The 20,296-nt window shown below is 71.9% G+C and carries 26 protein-coding genes; 14 read left to right on the top strand and 12 right to left on the bottom strand.

Translation table 11 applies throughout. The annotated features are described in order from the left end of the window. Positions 1-43: 43 nt before the first annotated feature. On the top strand, positions 44-757 hold the full coding sequence (gene chpB / locus ABS735_RS20675) for an LAXTG-anchored chaplin ChpB (RefSeq protein ID WP_373901173.1): 714 nt from the start codon (positions 44-46) through the stop codon (positions 755-757). Positions 758-971: 214 nt separating this feature from the next. On the opposite strand, the gene ABS735_RS20670 is transcribed toward chpB, so the two are convergent. Then, positions 972-1,457 carry a nucleoside deaminase gene (locus ABS735_RS20670; RefSeq protein WP_373901174.1) on the bottom strand — a complete coding sequence of 162 codons (486 nt, stop codon included), beginning with the start codon at positions 1,455-1,457 and terminating at the stop codon, positions 972-974. A gap of 151 nt (positions 1,458-1,608) precedes the next feature. On the opposite strand from ABS735_RS20670, the gene ABS735_RS20665 reads away from it, so the two are divergent. Then, a complete protein-coding gene (locus ABS735_RS20665; protein WP_373901175.1) occupies positions 1,609-2,568 on the top strand; it encodes an SDR family oxidoreductase in 960 nt (319 codons plus the stop codon). A gap of 15 nt (positions 2,569-2,583) precedes the next feature. Here the strand turns inward: ABS735_RS20665 and ABS735_RS20660 are convergent, their stop codons facing one another. Beyond that, positions 2,584-2,853 (bottom strand): GlsB/YeaQ/YmgE family stress response membrane protein, encoded by a 270-nt coding sequence (locus tag ABS735_RS20660; protein ID WP_373901176.1) that lies wholly within the window; start codon positions 2,851-2,853, stop codon positions 2,584-2,586. 181 nt (positions 2,854-3,034) lie between these two features. Next, entirely contained in the window at positions 3,035-3,478 is a 444-nt protein-coding gene (locus ABS735_RS20655; protein ID WP_133886637.1) for an SPW repeat protein, read from the bottom strand. A 258-nt stretch (positions 3,479-3,736) separates the two neighbouring features. Between ABS735_RS20655 and ABS735_RS20650 the strand changes: the two genes are divergently transcribed. The 7 genes from ABS735_RS20650 (at position 3,737) to ABS735_RS20620 (ending at position 9,729) form a co-directional block, all read left to right on the top strand. Beyond that, positions 3,737-3,820, top strand: coding sequence for a putative leader peptide (locus tag ABS735_RS20650; protein WP_350891961.1), 84 nt, complete (start codon positions 3,737-3,739; stop codon positions 3,818-3,820). Positions 3,821-4,016: 196 nt separating this feature from the next. Then, positions 4,017-4,595 carry an NADPH-dependent FMN reductase gene (gene ssuE / locus ABS735_RS20645; RefSeq protein ID WP_373901177.1) on the top strand — a complete coding sequence of 193 codons (579 nt, stop codon included), beginning with the start codon at positions 4,017-4,019 and terminating at the stop codon, positions 4,593-4,595. A 280-nt stretch (positions 4,596-4,875) separates the two neighbouring features. After that, positions 4,876-6,078: an LLM class flavin-dependent oxidoreductase gene (locus tag ABS735_RS20640; RefSeq protein ID WP_373901178.1), complete on the top strand. Its 1,203-nt coding sequence runs from the start codon at positions 4,876-4,878 to the stop codon at positions 6,076-6,078. Between the two features lie 169 nt (positions 6,079-6,247). Continuing rightward, on the top strand, positions 6,248-7,138 hold the full coding sequence (locus tag ABS735_RS20635; RefSeq protein WP_373901179.1) for a glycoside hydrolase family 19 protein: 891 nt from the start codon (positions 6,248-6,250) through the stop codon (positions 7,136-7,138). Between the two features lie 28 nt (positions 7,139-7,166). After that, on the top strand, positions 7,167-8,066 hold the full coding sequence (locus tag ABS735_RS20630; protein ID WP_373901180.1) for an aldo/keto reductase: 900 nt from the start codon (positions 7,167-7,169) through the stop codon (positions 8,064-8,066). A 99-nt stretch (positions 8,067-8,165) separates the two neighbouring features. Further along, a complete protein-coding gene (locus ABS735_RS20625; protein ID WP_373901181.1) occupies positions 8,166-8,561 on the top strand; it encodes a VOC family protein in 396 nt (131 codons plus the stop codon). Positions 8,562-8,649: 88 nt separating this feature from the next. After that, complete coding sequence (locus ABS735_RS20620) at positions 8,650-9,729, top strand: adenosine deaminase (RefSeq protein WP_373901183.1); 1,080 nt, start codon at positions 8,650-8,652, stop codon at positions 9,727-9,729. On the opposite strand, the gene ABS735_RS20615 is transcribed toward ABS735_RS20620, so the two are convergent. Together ABS735_RS20615 and ABS735_RS20610 are read right to left on the bottom strand one after the other, a co-directional pair. Beyond that, a complete protein-coding gene (locus tag ABS735_RS20615; protein WP_373901184.1) occupies positions 9,711-10,226 on the bottom strand; it encodes a mycothiol transferase in 516 nt (171 codons plus the stop codon). The two genes, ABS735_RS20620 and ABS735_RS20615, sit on opposite strands and share 19 nt — an antisense overlap. A gap of 40 nt (positions 10,227-10,266) precedes the next feature. Further along, a complete protein-coding gene (locus ABS735_RS20610; protein WP_373901185.1) occupies positions 10,267-11,151 on the bottom strand; it encodes a LysR family transcriptional regulator in 885 nt (294 codons plus the stop codon). Between the two features lie 128 nt (positions 11,152-11,279). Between ABS735_RS20610 and mgrA the strand changes: the two genes are divergently transcribed. After that, positions 11,280-12,272: an L-glyceraldehyde 3-phosphate reductase gene (mgrA, locus tag ABS735_RS20605; RefSeq protein WP_373901186.1), complete on the top strand. Its 993-nt coding sequence runs from the start codon at positions 11,280-11,282 to the stop codon at positions 12,270-12,272. Between the two features lie 96 nt (positions 12,273-12,368). On the opposite strand, the gene ABS735_RS20600 is transcribed toward mgrA, so the two are convergent. Then, a complete protein-coding gene (locus ABS735_RS20600) occupies positions 12,369-12,749 on the bottom strand; it encodes a nuclear transport factor 2 family protein (protein WP_373901187.1) in 381 nt (126 codons plus the stop codon). 380 nt (positions 12,750-13,129) lie between these two features. Between ABS735_RS20600 and ABS735_RS20595 the strand changes: the two genes are divergently transcribed. After that, entirely contained in the window at positions 13,130-13,540 is a 411-nt protein-coding gene (locus ABS735_RS20595) for a hypothetical protein (protein ID WP_373901188.1), read from the top strand. A 25-nt stretch (positions 13,541-13,565) separates the two neighbouring features. Here ABS735_RS20595 and ABS735_RS20590 read toward each other — a convergent pair whose 3' ends face one another. The 3 genes from ABS735_RS20590 to ABS735_RS20580 form a co-directional block, all read right to left on the bottom strand. Beyond that, positions 13,566-14,951: a streptophobe family protein gene (locus ABS735_RS20590; RefSeq protein WP_373901189.1), complete on the bottom strand. Its 1,386-nt coding sequence runs from the start codon at positions 14,949-14,951 to the stop codon at positions 13,566-13,568. 95 nt (positions 14,952-15,046) lie between these two features. After that, complete coding sequence (locus ABS735_RS20585) at positions 15,047-15,463, bottom strand: hypothetical protein (RefSeq protein ID WP_373901190.1); 417 nt, start codon at positions 15,461-15,463, stop codon at positions 15,047-15,049. Further along, a complete protein-coding gene (locus ABS735_RS20580; RefSeq protein ID WP_373901191.1) occupies positions 15,460-16,044 on the bottom strand; it encodes a PRC-barrel domain-containing protein in 585 nt (194 codons plus the stop codon). Before ABS735_RS20580 ends, ABS735_RS20585 begins: the two co-directional genes overlap by 4 nt. 168 nt (positions 16,045-16,212) lie before the next feature. Here ABS735_RS20580 and ABS735_RS20575 point away from each other — a divergent pair, with 168 nt between their 5' ends. Continuing rightward, a complete protein-coding gene (locus tag ABS735_RS20575) occupies positions 16,213-16,668 on the top strand; it encodes an ATP-binding protein (protein ID WP_373901192.1) in 456 nt (151 codons plus the stop codon). A 30-nt stretch (positions 16,669-16,698) separates the two neighbouring features. Here the strand turns inward: ABS735_RS20575 and ABS735_RS20570 are convergent, their stop codons facing one another. Continuing rightward, positions 16,699-17,586 (bottom strand): RNA polymerase sigma factor SigF, encoded by an 888-nt coding sequence (locus ABS735_RS20570; protein WP_373901286.1) that lies wholly within the window; start codon positions 17,584-17,586, stop codon positions 16,699-16,701. Between the two features lie 255 nt (positions 17,587-17,841). Between ABS735_RS20570 and ABS735_RS20565 the strand changes: the two genes are divergently transcribed. After that, positions 17,842-18,270, top strand: coding sequence for a helix-turn-helix domain-containing protein (locus tag ABS735_RS20565; protein ID WP_373901193.1), 429 nt, complete (start codon positions 17,842-17,844; stop codon positions 18,268-18,270). 51 nt (positions 18,271-18,321) lie between these two features. On the opposite strand, the gene ABS735_RS20560 is transcribed toward ABS735_RS20565, so the two are convergent. Then, positions 18,322-18,924: a ClpP family protease gene (locus ABS735_RS20560; RefSeq protein ID WP_373901194.1), complete on the bottom strand. Its 603-nt coding sequence runs from the start codon at positions 18,922-18,924 to the stop codon at positions 18,322-18,324. Between the two features lies 1 nt (position 18,925). After that, positions 18,926-19,579 carry an ATP-dependent Clp protease proteolytic subunit gene (locus tag ABS735_RS20555; RefSeq protein ID WP_373901195.1) on the bottom strand — a complete coding sequence of 218 codons (654 nt, stop codon included), beginning with the start codon at positions 19,577-19,579 and terminating at the stop codon, positions 18,926-18,928. Positions 19,580-19,798: 219 nt separating this feature from the next. Between ABS735_RS20555 and ABS735_RS20550 the strand changes: the two genes are divergently transcribed. Beyond that, positions 19,799-20,281, top strand: coding sequence for a VOC family protein (locus ABS735_RS20550; RefSeq protein ID WP_373901196.1), 483 nt, complete (start codon positions 19,799-19,801; stop codon positions 20,279-20,281). Positions 20,282-20,296 lie beyond the last annotated feature (15 nt).

Raw genomic sequence — 20,296 nt, 5'->3', positions numbered from 1 at the left:
GCGGGCGAGCGCCCGCGACCATGTCTGGAAGGCAGGGAACCTCATGAGAAGGGTTACCCGAAACGGTGTGCTCGCCGTCGCCGCGTCGGGCGCGCTGGCCGTGACGATGCCGGCGTACGCGGCGTTCGCGTCCGACGGTGCCGGCGCCGACGGATCCTCGGCCGGTTCACCCGGACTGATCTCCGGCAACACCGTCCAGCTCCCGGTGGACGTGCCGGTCAACGTGTGCGGCAACACCGTGAACGTGGTGGGGCTCCTCAACCCGGCCGCGGGCAACAGCTGCGCCAACACCGGGTCGACGGGGGCGTCGCACCACGAGGCGGAAGCCTCGGGCAGCACGTCCGGCAGCACGTCCGGGGGCACGTCGGGCGGCGCGGTCGCCGAAGGAGGCGGAAAGGACTCGCCGGGCGTGCTCTCCGGCAACGGGGTGCAGCTGCCGGTGCACCTCCCGGTGAACGTCAGCGGCAACAGCGTCAACGTGGTCGGCATCGGCAACCCGGCCGTCGGCAACGAGTCGACGAACGACTCCGGCGACCACCCGGAGCGCGTACGACCCCCGGCGGAGCCCGAGCCGTCCGCCCCCGAGGAGGAGCGCGCCGGGCCCGGACCGTCCCCGCACGCCGCGCCGCCGCGGGAACAGGTCTCCCTCGCCCACACCGGGGCGGACGGGACCTTGCCGGCCCTCGCCGGCGGTGCCGCGCTCGTGCTGGGCGGAACCGCCCTCTACCGGCGCTTCCGGCCGAACGCCCAGGGCTGAGCGCGCCGCGGTCTCGTGACGTGAGTCGACCCGCCCGTTGCCGGTCACGCTTGTGCGGGTCTCGGGTCTCGGGTCTCGGGTCTCGGGTCTCGGGTGCCGGCGCCGGGACCCGGGACCCGGAACCCGGCGCAGGGCCGGGGCCGGGGCGCCCGCCACCTGGACGGGCGCCCCGGCCCCGGCGTGCGGGGGCCTTCGGCTTCGGACCTCCCCCGACTCAGGCGCGTCCCGTGTGGAAGCGCCGGTGCAAGGCGTGGATCTCCTCGGTGAGCTGCGGCACCGGACCCTCCACGGTCACGCCGGGCGCCACCTCCCGCACCAAGAGCGGCCGCACCGGCGGCGCGGGAACGCCCAACTCCGTCAGCCACGCCACCAGTTGCTCCGAAGAGGCGGCGTACACGATGCGCCCCAGGCCCACCCACGCGTGTGCGGCGGCGCACATCGGGCAGTGCTCGCCGGACGTGTACACCGTGGCCGCAGCCCGTTCCTCGGGGGTCAGACGGGCGGCGGACCAGCGCGCGAGCTCGAACTCCGGGTGACGGGTCCGGTCGCCGGAGGCCACCCGGTTGTGGTCCTCGGCCAGCACCGTGCCGTCCCCGTCCACCAGCACCGACCCGAACGGCTCGTCGCCGGCCTCCAGTGCCTCGGCCGCCAGCTCCACGCAGCGGCGCAGGTGGGGCAGTTCGGCGTCCTTCACGACCATGCCGTACGGCCCTCCTCGTGACGCGCTCCTTCACATCCAGCCTATGTCTCCCTCTGTCTCCCTCAGCGGGCATCTTGCTATCGCCATTCGCTCAAGTTAGAGTCTATAACGAAAGAGAGTGAGTCTAGCGAGTCGAGGCAAGAGGAGCGCCATGTCCACCGCAACCCCGCAGTCGCACGCCCCGCACACCGTTCTGGGATCCGGCCCCGCCGGCACCGCGCTCGCTCGTGAGCTGGTGCGCCGGGGTCACCCCGTCCGGCTGGTGGACCGCAGGGCCGCAGGTCCCGCGATCGAGGGCGTCGAGCGGATCGCCGCCGACGTGAGCACGGTCGACGGCGCCCGTGCCGCCGTGCGTGACGCCGCCGTCGTCCACCACTGCGTCAACGTCGCCTATCACCTCCAGGTCGAGGTGATGCCCAGGGTCCAGGAGGCCGTCCTGGCCGCCGTCGAGGCGAGCGGCGCCCGGCTGGTCGTGCTCGACACGCTCTACCCGTACGGCGAGACCGGGGGAGCGGTGATGACCGAGGACAGCCCCTGGAAGGCGACCAGCCGGAAAGGCCGGATGCGCGCCGAGCTGGACGAGCGGTACCTCGCCGCCCACCGGTCCGGCCGGGCCCGCGTGGTTCTCGGCCGCAGCGCCGACTTCGTCGGGCCCGGCGTCCTCAACTCGTCCCTGGGTGCGGCCGTCTTCCCCGGCGCGCTCACCGGTGGGGACGTCGTGGCCATGGGCGACATCGATCTGCCGCACAGCTACACCGGCATAGCGGACGTGGCGGCCGGTCTCGCCACGCTGGGTGAGCGTCCCGACGGCGACGGCCGAGTCTGGCACCTGCCGACCGCGCCAGCCGTCAGCACGCGTGAGATCCACACGATGGTCGAGAAGCGGGTGGGCCGCCCGCTGAACGTCGTGGTCCTCGAACGGCCCCGCCCCTTGGGCCCCTTCGACGAGCAGCTGATGGCCGAGTACGAGGAGATGTTCTACCAGCACACGGAGCCGCAGATCATGGACTCCAGTGCCTTCGAGCGGTTCTTCGAGGTCGCCCCGACACCGCTCGCGGACACCGTGGACGCGACCGTCACCTGGTACGAGGCGTGGCTCCGCAGCCGGTGACGGTCAGGTCCGTCCTCAACGGCCCGGGCGTGACCTGGAGCGGTCCAGTGCGGTCACGCCGACCGCGGCCAGGCCGATCTGGATGAGCCACTCGATCCAGTCGACGCCGCCGGTGTCGGCCACGTCGAACGCCGACGCGATCCACGATCCGATGAGCGCGGCGACGATGCCGACGAGGATTGTCCACAGGACGCCGATGCGCTGCCGACCCGGAACGACGAGTCGGCCCAGTACACCGATGACGACACCGATGACGATAGCGCTGATAATGCCGTCGATCTCCATCTCCACCCCTTTGTGTCAAGGCCCCCGCAGTAGTGCGTCTGCCCACTGCGGGCGGAGGCAGTCCGCCGGTCCTGACCCGTCGGCGGCCGCGGGCGCGTGGGCGGGGGGCGTCCGCGTGAGCACGGGCGACGGGCCGGTCCGCGAGTGCGGGACCGGCCCGTGCCGTTTCCTTCCGGTGTGTCTAGTGCCTGTGTGGGGCGCTCCGCGCCGCCGTACCGGCGCAGACCATACCCAGGACCAAGGCCAGGGCGCCGATGATGATGTTGTTCCAGATGACGCCGGCGTCCGGGCTCGAGCCGACGATCCACGGCGAGATGATCATCCAGACACCGATCGCGCACATGGCCCAGCTGAGGCCGTACATGCGCTCCGGGGCGCGGGTGAATCCGAGGGCCAGCAGACCGATGGCGATGCCCACGATCAGGTTGTGGGCCACGAGTGAGGGCTGGCTGGTGGTGAAGTGGAGTATCCACGGGGACACGGCACAGTAGAGGCCGAGCAGGAACACCGGCCCGTCCACGAGTGCCACGTCGCGACCACCGAGCATGCGCGCGTAGCGCGCCTGCATTTCCGGGGCGTCCGGGTGGCTGGTGATGTCACCTCGGGGGTGCGAGACGTTGGCCATGAGTCGTCTCCTTTGACTTGCAGGGCCATCCGCTTCTGGTGCGGTGTGCGGTAGCGCCACATAAGTTCATTCTGCTCTTATTCAGCCCTTATGTGTAGAGGTGGAACGGTACGGGATCTCCCGGTGCTGTGAGCGCCCGCGCGGAAGCCGGGTCCGGCCGGTTCGCTTTGTCACGCCCGTGTGAATTCCGGGGCCGGCATCCGAGACCGGTCCGGTTCTCCTTGACCGTCCTCGACCGTGGCTGCCACGATCGTCGGCATGACAACGCGACCGGATCTCACGCGGCGACGCCACGTCGACCTCGCGCGCGTCTCCAGCGCCTCCTGTCGCACCGCGGCCTGATCCCGCAGATCCGCCGCCTCGACTTCACCTCGCCGCACCGCCCCGGCACCCGTCTGCCGGAGGCTCTCCGCACCCCCTGAACCCGGCCGCACTGCGGACCGGTCGGGCCCGGTGCTTCCCATGTCCCGGTCGACGTACTCCCGCAGGAGACTCCGCCGGGCGTTCCGCCGCGCCCGCCTTCCCGAAAAGAGGACCCATGGCCACCGTCCTGTCCGTCTCCGGCAGTCCGTCCGCCTCCTCCCGCACCAACCGGCTGCTGCGCCACCTCGACGGCCGGCTGACCGCACAGGGCCACGAGGTGATCCCGCTCGACGTCCGCACCGTCCCCGCCCAGGCGCTGCTCGGCGCGGACTTCGGGCATCCCGCGATCAGTGAGGCCGCGGAGCTGTTCGCCCGCGCCGACGGTGTCGTCGTCGGCACGCCCGTCTACAAGGCTTCGTACTCCGGTGTCCTGAAGGCCCTTCTCGACCTTCTCCCGCAGTACGCCCTCACCGGCAAGACGGTGCTGCCGCTCGCCACCGGTGGTTCCACCGCCCATGTCCTGGCGATCGACTACGCGCTCCGCCCCGTGCTGAACTCCATGGGCGCGGCGCACGTCGTGCAGGGCTGGTTCACCCTGGACCGGGACATCACGGCCCACGAGGACGGCACGGTCACCGTCGCCCCGGGCGCCGCGGAGGCACTCGACCATGTGGTCGACCAGTTCTCGGCGGCCCTGGCCGCCCGCCCGGCCGCCCCCGCGCCGACGACCCGCGCGCTGGCCGCGGCGGGCTGAGTCGCGCGCGCCGCGTCCCGCGGGGGCGGCCGCGCCCGTCCGGCCTGTCCGCCGGCCTGTTCGTCGGCCTGTCCGTCCGGCCTGTCCGTCCGGCTCGCTCCCCGGTCTGTCGGCCAGTGCTGCCGTCCCGCCCATGGGGTCGCGCCGGCCCCCTCCGGTCCGCCCGCCTGCCTGCCCCACCGCCCGCTTGCTTGCTGCCGGTCCGAGCTGACCCGTCTGCCCGGCCTGCCCGCCCTCCGGGGCCGGCCGCCCGCTGCGTCCACCTCCCGAACGGAGCCCCGTGTCCACCCTCACCTTCCACTGGTTCCTGCCCACCAGCGGTGACAGCCGCGATGTCGTAGGGGGCGGCCACGGCGCCCCGGCCACCGACTCCGGGCGCAACCGGCCGCCGACGGTGGCCTATCTGACCCAGATCGCCCGCGCCGCCGAGGACCTGGGCTTCGTCGCCGCGCTCACCCCCACCGGTGCCTGGTGCGAGGACGCGTGGCTGACCACCGCCATGGTCTCCCAGGCGACCGAACGGCTGAAGTTCCTGGTCGCGTTCCGCCCGGGATTCGTCTCACCCACGCTCGCCGCGCAGATGGCGTCCACCTTCCAGCGGCAGACCGGCGGACGGCTCCTGCTCAACGTCGTCACGGGCGGCGAGAGCCGCGAGCAGCGGGCCTACGGGGACTTTTTGGACAAGGACTCCCGTTACCGTCGTACCGGCGAATTCCTGCAGGTCGTAAGGGAGTTGTGGGCGGGCGGGACGGTGAACCTGCGCGGCGAGCACCTGCGCGTGGAGGACGCGAAGCTGGTGCGCCTGCCCGACCCCGTGCCCGAGGTGTACTTCGGCGGCTCCTCGCCCGTCGCCGGGGAGGTCGCCGCGCGGCACGCCGACGTGTACCTCACCTGGGGCGAGCCGCCCGAGCAGGTGGCCGGGAAGATCGCCCGGATGCGGGCGCTGACCGCCGAGGAGGGCCGTACCCTGCGCTTCGGCATCCGGCTGCACGTCATCACCCGGGACAGCGCGGAGCAGGCCTGGGCCGAGGCGCACCGACTGCTCGACGGCTTCGACCCGGAGACCGTACGGGCCGTGCAGGCCGGTCTCGCCCGCAGCGAGTCCGAGGGGCAGCGGCGCATGCTCGCCCTGCACGGCGGATCCCGCGACGCCCTGGAGATCCACCCCAACCTGTGGGCCGGCATCGGGCTGGTACGCGGCGGAGCGGGCACCGCCCTGGTCGGCAGCCACGACGAGGTCGCGGACCGGATCGCCGAGTACCACGCCCTCGGCATCGACGAGTTCGTCCTCTCCGGTTACCCGCACCTCGAGGAGGCCTACTGGTTCGGCGAGGGCGTCCTGCCGCGCCTCGCCGCCCGGGGACTGTGGCGCCACCCGGCCCGCGTCCCGGCCGAGCGCGGCGCGGGGCCGCTGCCGGTCGCCGTCCGGCACCGGTACGTTTCCCGGCGAACCGTCAATGCCTCGGCGGACCAGTCGAGTTGAACTGGTCTACACCCTTGACTGGTACAGACCAACGCGGTTGAGTGTGCCTCCTCACCCCCCTCCACGGCCGCCCCCACGCCGTGGCCGGTCCCACCGGCACGCGCGCACAAGGTTCCGCTCCGCTCTGTCCTGTAGGGAGCGGCCGTGCTCCGCAGAAGGAGACAAGCCTGTGTCGAGGCGCCGCATATCCGCCGTAGTGACCGCACTCGCCCTCGCGGGCGCCGTGCCGTTGCTCATGCCCGCCGACGAGGCGTCGGCCGCCGCGTGTTCGAGCTACCCCGCATGGTCGGCCGGCGCGAACTACAACGCGGGCGACATCGTCCGCTACACCGACGGCAAGGCCTACATCGCCGAGCACGCCAACCCGGGCTACGACCCGCTCATCAGCACCTGGTACTGGGACCCGTACGCCTGTGACGGCGGCTCGCAGACGCCGGTCGGCAACTTCGTCGTCAGCGAGGCCCAGTTCAACCAGATGTTCCCGGGCAGAAACAGCTTCTACACCTACAGCGGCCTCACCGCCGCGCTCAGCGCCTACCCCGGCTTCGCCAACACCGGCAGCGACACCACCAAGAAGCAGGAGGCCGCCGCCTTCCTCGCCAACGTCAGCCACGAGACCGGCGGCCTTGTGCACATCGTCGAGCAGAACACCGCCAACTACCCGCACTACTGCGACTGGAACCAGCCCTACGGCTGCCCGGCCGGCCAGGCCGCCTACTACGGGCGCGGACCGATCCAGCTCAGCTGGAACTTCAACTACAAGGCCGCGGGCGACGCGCTCGGCATCGACCTGCTGGGCAACCCCTGGCTGGTGCAGAACGACGCGGCCGTGGCCTGGAAGACCGGCCTGTGGTACTGGAACACCCAGTCCGGTCCCGGCACGATGACCCCGCACAACGCGATGGTCAACGGCGCCGGCTTCGGCCAGACCATCCGCTCCATCAACGGCTCGCTGGAATGCGACGGCAGGAACCCCGCCCAGGTCCAGAGCCGGGTCACCAAGTACCAGCAGTTCAGCCAGATCCTCGGCGTCTCCCCGGGCGGAAACCTGTACTGCTGACGCTCCCGCGGTGTGCGAGACTCCGCCGATGACCTCGGAAACGATCACCGCGGAGTCCGCGGGCACCTGGCAACTCGGCGACCTGCCCGTCCGCCGCGTCGGCTTCGGCGCGATGCGGCTGACGGGCAGCGCCGCCTTCCACCTCGGCACCCCGAGCGACCGCGACCGCTCCCTCGCCGTCCTGCGCCGGGCGGTCGAACTCGGCGTCAATCACATCGACACCGCCGCCTTCTACTTCTCCACCCTGCGCTCGTCCAACGAGCTGATCAACAGCGCGCTCGCGCCCTACGCCGACGACCTGGTCATCGCCACCAAGGTCGGTCCGTTCCGCGACTGGTCGGGGGAGTGGGCCACCTCCGCGCGCCCCGAGGACCTGCGCGCCCACGTCGAGGAGAACCTGCGCCAGCTCGGCCGCGACCATCTCGACGTCGTCTACCTGCGCCGCATGAGGCAGGAGTCGGTCGCCGAGCACTTCGGCGCCCTGGCCGAGCTGCGCGAGGCGGGGCTGGTCCGCCACCTCGCCCTGTCCGACGTGGAACCCCGGCACCTGGCCGAGGCCCAGGCCATCGCGCCGGTGGTGAGCGTCCAGAACCGGTACGGCCTCGGCTTCCACGACCCCGCCACCGACGCGCTCCTCGCCCAGTGCCGCGCCCAGGGCATCGCCTTCGTGCCGTTCTACGCCATCGCCGGTGAAGCCGGGCCGCGCGGCGCCGGCAGCGCCCACGAGGAGGAGGTCCGCGCGGTCGCCCGGGCGCACGGGGCGAGCCCCGCGCAGGTCAGGATCGCCTGGACCCTGCACCAGGGCCCGCACGTGCTGGCCATCCCCGGCACCGGCAACCCCGAGCACCTCGCCGAGAACGTCGCCGCGGGCGCCCTCCGCCTCACCGACGAGGAACTGGCCCGGCTGGACGGCGCCCGCACGGGCTGACCCGCACCGCTCCGGCGCCGAGCCCCTGAGCGGGGACTTGGCGTCCGGTGGGTTTTACGTATAACCTCTCCCGTCAATCGCCCGTCCCGGAAGGTGCCGATGACACGCATCGCCCTGGTCGCCCTCGTCGTCGACGACTACGACGAGGCGATCCGCTTCTACACCGAGGCCCTCGGCTTCCGCCTCGCCGAGGACACACCCCGGCCCGACGGCTCCCGCTGGGTCGTCGTCGAGCCCGGCGGCCCGGCGCAGGGCACCGCCCTGCTGCTGGCCCGCGCCAAGGGTGACGCCCAGCGCGCCAGGGTCGGCGATCAGACCGGCGGGCGGGTCGGCTTCTTCCTCCACACCGACGACTTCACCCGCGACCACGCCCGCATGACGGCGGCCGGCGTGACCTTCCTGGAGGAGCCCCGGCACGAGCCCTACGGCTCCGTCGCCGTCTTCCAGGACCTGTACGGCAACCGCTGGGACCTGCTCCAGCCCGCCGCCCCCTGATTCGCGCGCCCCGTACTTCACACAGCCGCCCCCGCATTCACGCACCCGTCCCCGCATTCGCGCCAGAACCGCCGAGGAATCACCGCACATGTCATCTACGCGCATAGACGCCGAGACCCTCCGCCGCCTCCCCAAGGCGGTCCTCCACGACCACCTCGACGGCGGCCTGCGCCCGGCGACCGTCGTCGAGCTGGCGGAGAGCGTCGGCCACGCCCTGCCCACCACCGATCCCGACGAGCTGGCCGCCTGGTACTACGAGGCCGCCAACTCCGGCGATCTGGTGCGCTACATCGCCACCTTCGAGCACACCCTCGCCGTGATGCAGAACCGAGAGGGCCTGCTGCGCACCGCCGAGGAGTACGTCCTCGACCTCGCCGCCGACGGCGTCGTCTACGGCGAGGTCCGCTACGCCCCCGAGCTGATGACCACCGGCGGACTGACCCTCGCCGAAGTCGTCGAGACCGTCCAGGAAGGACTGGCGGCCGGCATGGCCAAGGCGGCCGCGGCGGGCACCCCGGTCCGGGTCGGCACCCTGCTGTGCGGGATGCGGATGTTCGACCGCACCCGGGAGACGGCCGACCTCGCGGTCGCCTTCCGGGACGCCGGTGTCGTCGGCTTCGACATCGCCGGCGCCGAGGACGGCTTCCCGCCCGCCGACCACCTCGACGCCTTCGAGCACCTGCGCCGCGAGAACGTGCCCTTCACCATCCACGCCGGCGAGGCCCACGGCCTGCCCAGCATCCACCAGGCCCTCCAGGTGTGCGGCGCCCAGCGCATCGGCCACGGCGTGCGCATCACCGACGACATCCCCGACCTCGCGGCGGGCAAGCTCGGCCGGCTCGCCGCGTGGGTGCGCGACCGCCGGATCGCACTGGAGATGTGCCCGACCTCCAACCTCCAGACCGGCGCCGCCACCTCGATCGCCGAGCACCCGATCACCGCCCTGAAGGACCTCGGCTTCCGCGTCACCCTCAACACCGACAACCGCCTCGTCTCGGGCACGACGATGACGCGGGAGATGTCCCTGCTGGTCGAGCAGGCGGGCTGGAGCGTCGAGGACCTGCGCACGGTGACCGTCAACGCCCTCAAGAGCGCCTTCGTCCCGTTCGACGAGCGCAAGGCCCTGATCGAGGACGTGGTCCTGCCGGGCTACGCGTCCGCGCTCTGAACCAGCCCTCGCGCATAGGCGGCCTGTCCGACGTGCTGGAGATCGTCGGACAGGACGCTGACCAGCCGCGCCGCGAGCGTGACCGGTGGATCCCAGTTGTCGTCGACGACCCGCTCCAGGTCCTTGGCGGTCAGGGAGCGCAGGGCCGTGAGCGTCTGCTCGTGCACGGCGTCGTAGTAGCCGGTCAGCAGGTCGCCCGAGTCGACCCGCACCTTCGCGACCTCGGCGGAGTCGTGGCCGTACCCGGTGTCCCGGCGGGGCAGGCCCAGGCCGAAGCGTTTCTCCCACTCTCCGGTGAGCCACACCTGGTCGAGCCCGAAGGCATCGGCGACGTGGTCGTCCTGGACGCGGGTGAGATGCCAGACCAGCCAGGCGACGGAGTTGGCGTCGGCGGCGGGACGGGCGTTCAGGCCGTCGGGGCCCAGGCCCTCGACGGCGGCGTGGACTTCTTCCTGGATACGGCCGTAGCCCTCGATGAGGATGTCCTTCGCATGCATACGTCCACCATCGCGCAGTCCGCCCGTCCGCGCCCCCCGTTCACGCGCTTCCCGTCTCCAGCAGCCCCATCAGCGCCCGCGCCGCCGGGCTGGTGGCCGCCGAGGGCGGCAGCAGCGCGATGGTCTCGTACTCCGTCCCGTCCGCGTCCTTGAAGGGCAGCGAGGTCAGAGCGGCGCGCTTGTGCCGGAAGTGACGCGGTACGACCGCGATGCCGAGGTTCTCGTCGATCAGGTCGAGCAGTCCGTGCACGTCGTTCACCTCCAGCGGCACGGTCCGCCGTACGCCCGCCGCGGCGAAGACGGCGTCGGTGACGCGGCGCGGACCCCAGTCCGGGTGGAAGTCGACGAAGACCTCGTCGGCCAGGTCGTGCGGGGTCAGCACCGCGCCGTCCGCCACGAGCCGGTGGTCCGGATGGCACAGCACCGTCATCGGCTCGCCGGCCAGCGAGACCGAGCGCAGCTGGTCCGTGTCCGCCTGCGTGCGGTAGGCGAAGGCCAGGTCGAGCCGCCCCGCCGCGACCTCCTCCGCCAGCTCCCCCGAGCCGGCCTGCCGCAACCGGATCTCCACGTCGGGATGCCGCCGCCGGAAGCCGGCCAGCAGTCCGGCCACCGGCACCCCGGCGATGCACTGCTCGGCGCCCAGCGACAGCGTCCCGCGCAGCACGCCCTGCACCGCGGCGACCGCCTCGTGCGCCGACCGCACCTGGGCGAGGATCCGCCGCGCCTCGTCCAGCAGCGCCCGCCCGGCCTCCGTCAGCGTCACCCGGCGGGTCGTGCGCACGAACAGCGGCGCCCGCAGCTCCCGCTCCAGCGCCCGGATCGACGCCGAAAGACCGGACTGGGACACCAGCAGCCGTTCCGCCGCCCGGGTGAAGTGCTGGTCCTCGGCGACCGCCACGAAGTGCTGGAGATGACGCAGTTCCATGATTGAGAAGCGTAACCGTGCAATCCCATCGGATTCTTCTGTTGGACCACTGCACGCAGGTCACGCCAGAGTGGAGGACGGTTCCACCCAAGCCCCGTACCTCGGGGGCCAACCCCTCTGGAGTCGCGTTGTACACCGCACACCCCGACCGCTACGCGGAGATGCCCTACCGGCGCACCGGACGCAGCGGCCTGAAGCTCCCCGCGCTCTCGCTCGGCCTGTGGCACAACTTCGGCCCGGACCGCCCCGTCGAGACCCAGCGCGCCATCCTGCGCCGCGCCTTCGACCTCGGCGTCACCCACTTCGACCTCGCCAACAACTACGGCCCGCCCCCCGGCTCGGCCGAGTCCGCGCTCGGTGAGGCCCTCAAGGCCGACTTCGCGCCGTACCGCGACGAGCTGGTGATCTCCACCAAGGCCGGCTATCTGATGTGGCCGGGGCCGTACGGCGAGTGGGGCTCGCGCAAGTACCTGCTGTCCTCGCTCGACCAGAGCCTGAACCGGATGGGCCTGGACTACGTCGACATCTTCTACTCGCACCGCCCGGACCCGGAGACTCCGCTGGAGGAGACGATGGGCGCCCTGCACACGGCGGTGCAGCAGGGCAAGGCGCTGTACGTCGGCGTCTCCAACTACTCACCGGAGCAGACCCGCGAGGCCGCCCGCATCCTCGCCGACCTGGGCACCCCGCTGCTGATCCACCAGCCGCGCTACTCCATGCTCGACCGCCGCCCCGAGACGAGCGGCCTGCTGGACACCCTCGACGAGCTGAAGGTCGGCTCCATCGCCTACTCCCCGCTGGAGCAGGGCCTGCTGACCGGCCGCTACCTGAACGGCATCCCGGAGGACTCCCGGGCCGCGAGCGACAGCCCCTTCCTCAACTCCGACGCGGTCACCGAGGAACTGGTCGGCAAGCTGCGCACCCTGAACGAGATCGCCGGGTCCCGCGGCCAGTCACCGGCCCAGATGGCGCTGGCGTGGGTGCTGCGCGAGGGCCGGGTGACCTCGGCCCTGGTCGGCGCGAGCAGCCCGCGGCAGCTGGAGGACAGCGTCGCGGCCATCGGCAACCTCGACTTCGACGCCGACGAACTGGCCCGCATCGACAAGATCGTCAAGGGCTGAAGGACCTCGTAGGAGCGACGCCCGAGCCCGAGCCCGGGTCCGGCGGCCGTGCCACCGCCCCGGACCCGGGCTCGCGTGCGTCTCTCCCGGCCCTTCTCACGCCCCCGCGGGCACCCGGTCCAGGAAGCCGTAGACGTCCCGGATGCGACCCTCGTCGTCCAGCGTGACCACGTCGGACCCGGCCACCGGCGCCGAGCCGTCGGCCTCGCTCACCAGCTCCCAGGAGAAGCGGGCCGTGTCGTGGTGCCCGTCCACGACTCCCGTCAGGCGGAAGACGAAGCCGGGGAACTGCTCGTGCGCCGCCGTGATCACGGCCGCGATCTGCTCGTGGCCGCGGACGTCGGCCAGCGGATCGGTGTAGCCGCCGTCATTGGTCCAGGCCGCGGCGACCGCCTTGGCCCGCGCGTGAGGCCCGGCGTTCCAGGCCTCGAAGTAGCGGGCGACGGCGTTCTCGAATCGACGCGTGGGTGCGGACATGGCGATCAGCCTCCATCGAGGTGGTGTGCGCTGGTCAGGGACCGGGTTCCGGTCTCGGTGACCCGGTACCGCAACCATGCCCGCGCCCGCCGGCACCGTCGATTACCCCCGGGGTCATGTCACCGCGTCGCGGGGCGTGCGAAGGCGGCAGTCCGCCAAGGACCGGTGCCGGCCCGGCCCGGCGCGGCGTTTCGGCCATCAATCGCCGTGAATATGCCAGGAGACTGGCCGGAAATTCATGGTGACAGTGGTTCAGTCGTGAACATACTCACCACTAGGGCCTCTCACACCATGCGACAGCGCCCTCACGCACAGCACACGAGCCGCACGGACGTCATGCCGGACCGGCAGGGCGGGCTGGGTGACGGGGGAGGGTAGCAGTGCACGACGAGTTCCTGTGCCATGTCACGGCCTACGGTGTCTGTGACGGCCGGCGCATCGGTGTCCCCCTGGGCACCTACCGGGCCCCCACCCTCGCCCTGGCCCTGTGGTGGCTGCGGGACCGGGCGTCGTGGATCGCCGAGCGGCTGGATCCGCAGCCCGACACCCCCCACTTACCGCGCGGCGCCCTGACTCCCGTCGCCGACGACGCACCCGACGTGCCGCGCATGCTGCGCACTTGGTGCGCCGACGACGTACAACAGGAGTTGGTCGCCGACGAGTTGGCCGCAGGACGCCTCGTGCGCATCGCGACCAGTGACGAGACCACGGAGTACGAACTGATGGCCGAGTCCGTGGACGCGCTCCGCATGCAGCGGGCCGCCCCGCCCCTGGTCGTCCCCGTCGCCTGACCCCATGATGCCGCCCCGACAGGCTTCAGGACCGGGCCCGGCCGGAGCGCTCGCCCACCCAGCGCGCGAGCAGCGCGCCCAGGAACCCGGCGACCAGTCCCCACAGCAGCGCGAGACCGACCGCACCCCACAGGCGCGGACGCAGGAACAACCGCCCGGACAGCCCGCCACCCAGGTCCCCGATGCCGAGCACCGACAGCCCGTAGTGGGCGGAGATCCGGCCGACGAGGCCGATCACGAGGACCGTGAGTGCCAGGGCCACCGCCATGTGCACCGCGTGCCGCCAGGGCGGCGTCCGGACGGGGGAGCGGGACGCCATGAGGAACCCGGCCGCCAGGACCAGGACCGCCGCGGCGACCACGAGCCACCACATCCGCCCGTCGCGCTCGGCGAGCGTTCCCACGTTCACGGTCGAGACGTCCGGTGTGCGCAGCACCTCGTCGAGCACATGGGGCATCGGAAGCCCGAACGGCCCCTCCACCCGCCCGTTCCAGGTCGCCCCGAGGCCGATCGTGAGCGCGGGCCAGGCCAGGTTCGGCAGCCCGAGCAGCAGTACGGCGAAGGTGTCCGCAGGGTGACCACGCGTCCCGGCGGCGACCAGGGCGACGACGACTCCGATGACCACGTACGCGAGCAGCAGCATGACCATCGCGTACGCGGCCGGCCGTACCGACGTCCGCAGCCGCAGCAACCGTCCGGGCAGCGGCGCCCGGCGCGAGGCCAGCAGGGCGAGGACGAGCACGCCCGCCAGCCACAGCAGCCCGAACAGAACGGTCAGGGGCACGTCGGTGGTGAAACCGACCGTCGGGGTGATGCCGAAGAGATCGCCGAGGTCGCTCAGCAGTCCCTCCCCGAGGGAGACCGCGAAGGTCTGCCGTGCGGCGAACGCCGTCCCGAGCAGGGCGAGCAGCCACAGGACGGCGATCCGCCCGGCCCAGCCGGCCAGCTCCGGGGCGCCGGTGACGGCCCGGTGGCGCAGCGGCCGCAGAAAGCCCCGGGCGATCACCAGAGCACCGGTCAGGGTGACGGACAGCGGCATCACGGTCAGCCCCGCGTCGGTGGCCGCCAGCTCGCCCGCGTCGCCGGACATCTCCAGCGCACCGCCCACGGCGGTGACGACGGTCGCCACGACGACCCGGGGAAAGGCGTTGTCGGGCAGGTCCGCGGCGCCGGCCGCCCACAGCCCGAGCGCGGCCACGATCCCCATGGCGACCAGCCCGGCCAGCACCGTACCCAGGGCCTGTGCCCAGCCGTGACGGGCGACCGCCCGGCCGGAAGACCCCGACGCCCCCGAAGACTCGGAAGACCCGGCGGGCCCGGGAGGTCCAGGAGGCCCGGGAGGCCCGGGAGGCCCGGGAGGTCCAGGAGGTACGGGTGGTAGGGGTGGTACTGGGGGGTTTCGCGAACTCACGCTGCCACGCTAAGCAGCGCTCGCGCGGCACGCCCGCCGACAGGGCCGTCCGCGCCGGAGGGCGGCCTACGGCTCCGACACGGACGGGCCGGTGTTCAGCCCGCCCGCACGACGAGGGCGTACTCGCCGAGGCCCAGCAGACTGTCGGCCGGAAGTTCGCCGCGGGTGGTGAAGAGCGCGAGGACGCGAGCGGTCCGCGTGTCGAACGCGACGTCCAGCACCGTGCCGTGCTCCGTGCCCGTGTCGACGAGGACCCGGTGACCCAGCAGGTCGTGTTGGGAGGGCACCGGTTCGGGGACGGCGGCGGCCCGGAGGCGGACGGCGCCCGGTCCGATCGTGTGCACCGCGTCCCAGGGCAGTGCCATCTCCCGGCCGAACCGGCCGTCGCGGAACCGGACATGGCTGACCGATCCGGACACGATGTCGACGGTCAGGGACGTCACGGTGCCGAGCGGACCGCTCCCGCCCGGCGGGAGCACCGCCAGCCCGCGCACCTCGGTGAACAGCATCACGGCAGCGAGCCCTTCCAGTGGCCGGGCACACCGCCGACCAGGGCGGTGAAGCCGGGCAGGTCGTCCGCGACGTGGCGGACGGCGTCCTCGGGAAGGACGAGGGCCCGGCCGGTGACGGTGAGCGTCTCGCCGCGCGGCACGTACACCCGGCGCCGGTGCCGGGTGGAGCCCGGCACGAACCGCCGGCTCGCCGCCACCCGGAAGCCGACGACCCGCCCACCGGTGCCGCCCTCCACGACGACGTCGAGCACCGTGCCGATCTCCGCCCCCGCCTCGGTCACCACCTTGGCCCCCAGCAACCGGGCCCGGAGGTTCTGCTGGTGTGCCGTCATCGCCGCCGCGTTCACCAGAGCGCGCCGGTCCCGGATCATCACCGCGTCGTGGCCCAGCGCGTACACCGCCGGCCACGGCAGGCCCTCCTTCAGGGGACCGGACAGCAGGCCCCGTCCCGTCAGGGTGAAACCGGTGATCCGGCCCGCGGCCGCGTCGCATACGGTGTCCTTGACATGGGCGACGGCATCGCCGCCGAGGGTGACCACCGGTCGGGTGGTGAGGCTTCGTGCGGCCATCAGTTCGTTCATCGCACACCCTTCCCCCACCCGATCGCACACCCTTCTCGCACCCACGGGTTCCCCGCACGACTGTGACGATGCCCGCACTGCGAAGAGACGGGGACTGCGATGCGCGGCTCGGGGTACGAGGACAGGTGCAGCAGCGTCCGGCGAGTCCGGCTTCCGAGAGAGAAACGCATGACCGAGTACCTGGACGGGGCAGTGATACCGACCGGTTTCGACGTACCCGTTGAACCGCTGAGGCGGGCGGCACACTACTCCGGTGAGCCGGGGTGCATAGCGCAGGCGCGTTCCTTCGCCTCGCTCTTCCTCGACCAGCTGAGGACCGAGTGGTGCGCCACGATCGGCCCCCGCGCCGACGGCGCGGTGCTCCTGGTGGTGAGCGAGCTGGTCACCAACGCCGACCGGCACAGTATGGGGCCGTACATACTGGAGCTGGAGGGCACGGGCACCTCCGTGGCGGTGACCGTCTACGACAGCAGCGGCGCGGTGCCGGAGCGCTTTCCCCGGGACCCAGAGCGGGTCGGACGGCACGGCCTGGAGATCGTGCACGCCCTGGTGGAGACGGTCGTCGTCGAACGCGTCCCGGTCGGCAAGCGCGTACGCGCCGTGGTGCCCCTCACCGAAGGGTGAAGGGCACCGTCGTCACTGCGGGGCCGGGGTTCAGGCGCAGCCGAGCTCGCCCAGCATGCCTTCGCGCAGCCGGGCGATGATCCGCTTGATCAGCCGGGACACGTGCATCTGCGAGCAGCCGAGCCGTTCGCCGATCTCCGCCTGCGTGGCCTCCTCCACGAACCGCAGGTGGATGATCTGACGGTCGCGCTCGCTCAGCTCGGCCATCAGCGGGGCCAGCGAGTGGAAGTCCTCCACGAGCCGCAGCCCGTCCTCCTCCACTCCGATGAAGTCGGCCAGGACCGACTCGCCGTTCTCGGGGCCGTCGCCGGTCAGGGCGGCGTCCAGCGAGGAGGAGTTGTAGCCGTTGGACGCGATCTGGCCCTCGACCACCTCGTTCTCGCCGATGTTCATCAGCGTGGCGAGCTCGGCGACGGTGGGCTCGCGGTCCAGGCGGGAGGAGAGCTCCTCGCGGGCCCTGGCCAGCTCCACGCGCAGCTCCTGGAGCCGCCGCGGCACGTGCACCGCCCAGGTGGTGTCACGGAAGAAGCGCTTGATCTCGCCGACGATGTACGGCAACGCGAAGGACGTGAACTCGACCTCGCGCGACAGCTCGAAGCGGTCGATCGCCTTGATCAGGCCGATCATGCCGGTCTGGACGATGTCCTCCATGTCGTCCCCGCGCCCGCGGAAACGGCCTGCGGCGAACCGCACGAGCGACATGTTCATCTCGATCAGGGTGTTGCGCGCGTACTGGTATTCGTGCGTGCCCTCTTCGAGTTCCGTCAGGCGCCGGAAGAACTGGCGGGACAGCTGCCGTGCGTCACGCGGGGCCACGGTGCGGGGGTCCACGAGACCCCGCGGTGACTCCTCACCCGTCCCGCTCCCGGCGGTCTTCTCGACAACCTGCGCTTGCGGCCGGACCACGGCGGTCTCCATTACCTCTCCCACGAAAGTCACGGTTGGACGTCTCCCTAGGCTTTTCCCGCTTGCGGGTACCCGGGTCGCGGCGGCACATGCCCCCCGATTCCACGGGTGGCGCGATACCTGTGCCGCGGCGTCTTCGCGGGGTGCTGCGTACGTTTTCAGAGTAGTCCCGCGGGAGGTGTCCGGCACTCCGGACCCCGCCGGGATTTCCCTGTGGGCGGAATGCCGCCCCCTTCCGTGATCCGGCGGGAACCCTAGGCTGAGGAGGTGACCAGCCACGTGCCGAACGAAGCCCGCGTCATTCCGCTGCGCCCGCAGGCCGCCCGCCCGGAAGTCCGTCCCGCCGCCTCGCCGGTTCCCCCGGAGCGAAGGCCGCCCACCGTGCGTGAACCCCTGTGGCGCGATCTGGTCGGGGACGTCCTGCGGCGTGAGCGCCTCGACCAGGAGCGCACGCTGAAGGAGGTCGCGGAGGCCGCCCGGATCTCCATGCCCTATCTGTCGGAAGTGGAGCGCGGTCGCAAGGAGGCGTCCTCGGAGGTGCTGGCGGCCGCCGCCGGCGCCCTCGGACTGGGACTCGGCGACCTGCTGGCCCGCGCGCAGGGCGAGCTGCTCCGCCTCACCTCCCGGCACACCGGTGCGGGAGCGGGCCGGGGCACGTCCGGCGCGCGGTTCGACGGGATGTGCCTGGCCGCCTGACGACGCGCGCGGGCCGGCGCCCCGCCCGGAGCGGGACACCGGCCCGGCCGCTCACACCCTCGCCAGCCGCCGGGCGAGCACCTCGTCGGCCAGCCCGTACGCCACCGCCTCCTCGGCGGTGAACACCTTGTCGCGGTCCATGTCCGCGCGCAGTGTCGCCACGTCGTGGTGCGTGTGACGGGCCAGCACCTCCTCCACCTGGGAGCGGATCCGCACCATCTCCTTGGCCTGGAGCGCCAGGTCGGAGACCGTGCCCTGCCGACCGCCACTGGCCGGCTGCCCCAGCAGGACCCGCGCGTGCTCCAGCACGAACCGCCGCCCGGGGTCCCCGCCCGCCAGCAGCACGGCCGCCGTGGACGCCGCCTGCCCGACACAGAACGTCGAGATCGGCGCCTGCACGAAGGTCATCGTGTCGTAGATCGCCATCAGCGACGTGAACGAGCCGCCGGGCGAGTTGATGTAGACGGCGATCTCGCTCTCCGGGGCCGACGACTCCAGATGCAGGAGCTGCGCGATCACGACATTGGCCACGCCGTCGTCGATCTCGGTCCCCAGGAAGATGATCCGCTCCGACAGGAGCCGGCTGAACACGTCGTAGGACCGCTCGCCCTGCGGGGTCCGCTCGACGACGTTCGGAATCGTGTAGCTCCCCATGTCACAGCCCCATCCGTCGCTTGTTGGCGGCCGGGCGCACATCCGCGAGGGACTGCACGACCTGGTCCACCATTCCGTACTCCCTGGCCTCCTCGGCCGTGAACCAGCGGTCGCGGTCGCCGTCCCGGGAGATGGTCTCCGGGCTCTGACCGGTGTGCTCGGCGGTGATCCGCTCGATGGTCCGCTTGGTGAACTCCAGGTTGTCCGCCTGGATCTCGATGTCGGCGGTGGTGCCGCCGATGCCCGCCGACGGCTGGTGCATCATGATCCGCGCGTTCGGCAGCGCGTAGCGCTTGCCCGCCGTGCCGACGCTCAGCAGGAACTGCCCCATGCTGGCGGCGAACCCCATGGCGAGCGTAGAGACGTCGTTGGGGATCAGCCGCATCGTGTCGTAGATGGCGAGCCCCGCGTGCACGGAGCCGCCGGGGCTGTTGACATACAGGCTGATGTCGGTGCGCGGGTCCTGCGCGGACAGGATCAGCAGCTGGGCGCAGACCCGGTTCGCGGAGACCTCGTCGACCTGTGTGCCCAGCAGCACGATCCGCTGGTCGAGCAGCTGCTCGGCGAGCCGGTCGTCGAACCGGGTCGCGGGGGTGTCGCCCTCCTCGGCCCTGGGCAGGGCGGCCGGGGCCGAGCAGGCGGTGAGTGGAGACATCGGCGCTCCTTGTCGAGTCGAAACCAGTCGTAGAGGTGTGGTGCGGCTGGCGGAAGTGGTTCGCGGCCCGAATGCGCCGCGGTTCCTTCACTCTCGGTCCACCGCGGCCCCTGCCGGGGATTTCTCTGCCCGCGGCAGATTCGCCACCGGCAGAGCGATGAGTTCCGCGGCCGGTACCGGTCGACAGTGGTGACCGTGTTCCGCTCCCAGGAGGTAGTCATGAGCACCGACGGATTCACCACGTGCCTGTGGTTCGACGGCGACGCCGAGGACGCCGCCCACTTCTACGTCTCCGTCTTCAAGAACTCCGGCATCGGCGCCGTCACCCGCTACCCCGAGGGAGCGCCCCAGCCCGCCGGCTCGGTGCTCACCGTCGAGTTCACGGCCAACGGCCAGAAGTTCGTCGCCCTCAACGGCGGCCCGGAGTTCAAGTTCAACGAGGCGATCTCCTTCCAGATCACCTGCCGGAACCAGGACGAGGTCGACCACTACTGGACCAGGCTCACCGAGGGCGGCGGCGAGGACGGCCCCTGCGGCTGGCTCAAGGACCGGTTCGGCGTGTCCTGGCAGGTGGTCCCGAGCCGGCTCGAGGAGATGTTCCGCGACTCCGACCCGGCCAAGGTGGCGCGCGCCAACAAGGCCATGATGTCGATGCGCAAGCTCGACATCGCCGAGCTGGAGCGGGCGTACGCCGGGGAGTGACCCGCCGCCGGCGCG

The organism is Streptomyces sp. MMCC 100 (genome assembly GCF_041538145.2).
Taxonomy (GTDB): domain Bacteria; phylum Actinomycetota; class Actinomycetes; order Streptomycetales; family Streptomycetaceae; genus Streptomyces.
The sequence above is the reverse complement of the archived record's forward strand: the minus strand, read 5'-3'. Positions and strand labels throughout refer to the sequence as shown.

Bases quoted from the DNA above. Each gene is read 5' to 3' on its own strand.
- chpB (WP_373901173.1), top strand. From the start codon at position 44: ATGAGAAGGGTTACCCGAAACGGTGTGCTCGCCGTCGCCGCGTCGGGC.
- ABS735_RS20670 (WP_373901174.1), bottom strand. From the start codon at position 1,457: ATGGTCGTGAAGGACGCCGAACTGCCCCACCTGCGCCGCTGCGTGGAG.
- ABS735_RS20665 (WP_373901175.1), top strand. From the start codon at position 1,609: ATGTCCACCGCAACCCCGCAGTCGCACGCCCCGCACACCGTTCTGGGA.
- ABS735_RS20660 (WP_373901176.1), bottom strand. From the start codon at position 2,853: ATGGAGATCGACGGCATTATCAGCGCTATCGTCATCGGTGTCGTCATC.
- ABS735_RS20655 (WP_133886637.1), bottom strand. From the start codon at position 3,478: ATGGCCAACGTCTCGCACCCCCGAGGTGACATCACCAGCCACCCGGAC.
- ABS735_RS20650 (WP_350891961.1), top strand. From the start codon at position 3,737: ATGACAACGCGACCGGATCTCACGCGGCGACGCCACGTCGACCTCGCG.
- ssuE (WP_373901177.1), top strand. From the start codon at position 4,017: ATGGCCACCGTCCTGTCCGTCTCCGGCAGTCCGTCCGCCTCCTCCCGC.
- ABS735_RS20630 (WP_373901180.1), top strand. From the start codon at position 7,167: ATGACCTCGGAAACGATCACCGCGGAGTCCGCGGGCACCTGGCAACTC.
- ABS735_RS20625 (WP_373901181.1), top strand. From the start codon at position 8,166: ATGACACGCATCGCCCTGGTCGCCCTCGTCGTCGACGACTACGACGAG.
- ABS735_RS20620 (WP_373901183.1), top strand. From the start codon at position 8,650: ATGTCATCTACGCGCATAGACGCCGAGACCCTCCGCCGCCTCCCCAAG.
- ABS735_RS20615 (WP_373901184.1), bottom strand. From the start codon at position 10,226: ATGCATGCGAAGGACATCCTCATCGAGGGCTACGGCCGTATCCAGGAA.
- ABS735_RS20610 (WP_373901185.1), bottom strand. From the start codon at position 11,151: ATGGAACTGCGTCATCTCCAGCACTTCGTGGCGGTCGCCGAGGACCAG.
- ABS735_RS20600 (WP_373901187.1), bottom strand. From the start codon at position 12,749: ATGTCCGCACCCACGCGTCGATTCGAGAACGCCGTCGCCCGCTACTTC.
- ABS735_RS20580 (WP_373901191.1), bottom strand. From the start codon at position 16,044: ATGAACGAACTGATGGCCGCACGAAGCCTCACCACCCGACCGGTGGTC.
- ABS735_RS20575 (WP_373901192.1), top strand. From the start codon at position 16,213: ATGACCGAGTACCTGGACGGGGCAGTGATACCGACCGGTTTCGACGTA.
- ABS735_RS20570 (WP_373901286.1), bottom strand. From the start codon at position 17,586: ATGGAGACCGCCGTGGTCCGGCCGCAAGCGCAGGTTGTCGAGAAGACC.
- ABS735_RS20560 (WP_373901194.1), bottom strand. From the start codon at position 18,924: ATGGGGAGCTACACGATTCCGAACGTCGTCGAGCGGACCCCGCAGGGC.
- ABS735_RS20555 (WP_373901195.1), bottom strand. From the start codon at position 19,579: ATGTCTCCACTCACCGCCTGCTCGGCCCCGGCCGCCCTGCCCAGGGCC.
- ABS735_RS20550 (WP_373901196.1), top strand. From the start codon at position 19,799: ATGAGCACCGACGGATTCACCACGTGCCTGTGGTTCGACGGCGACGCC.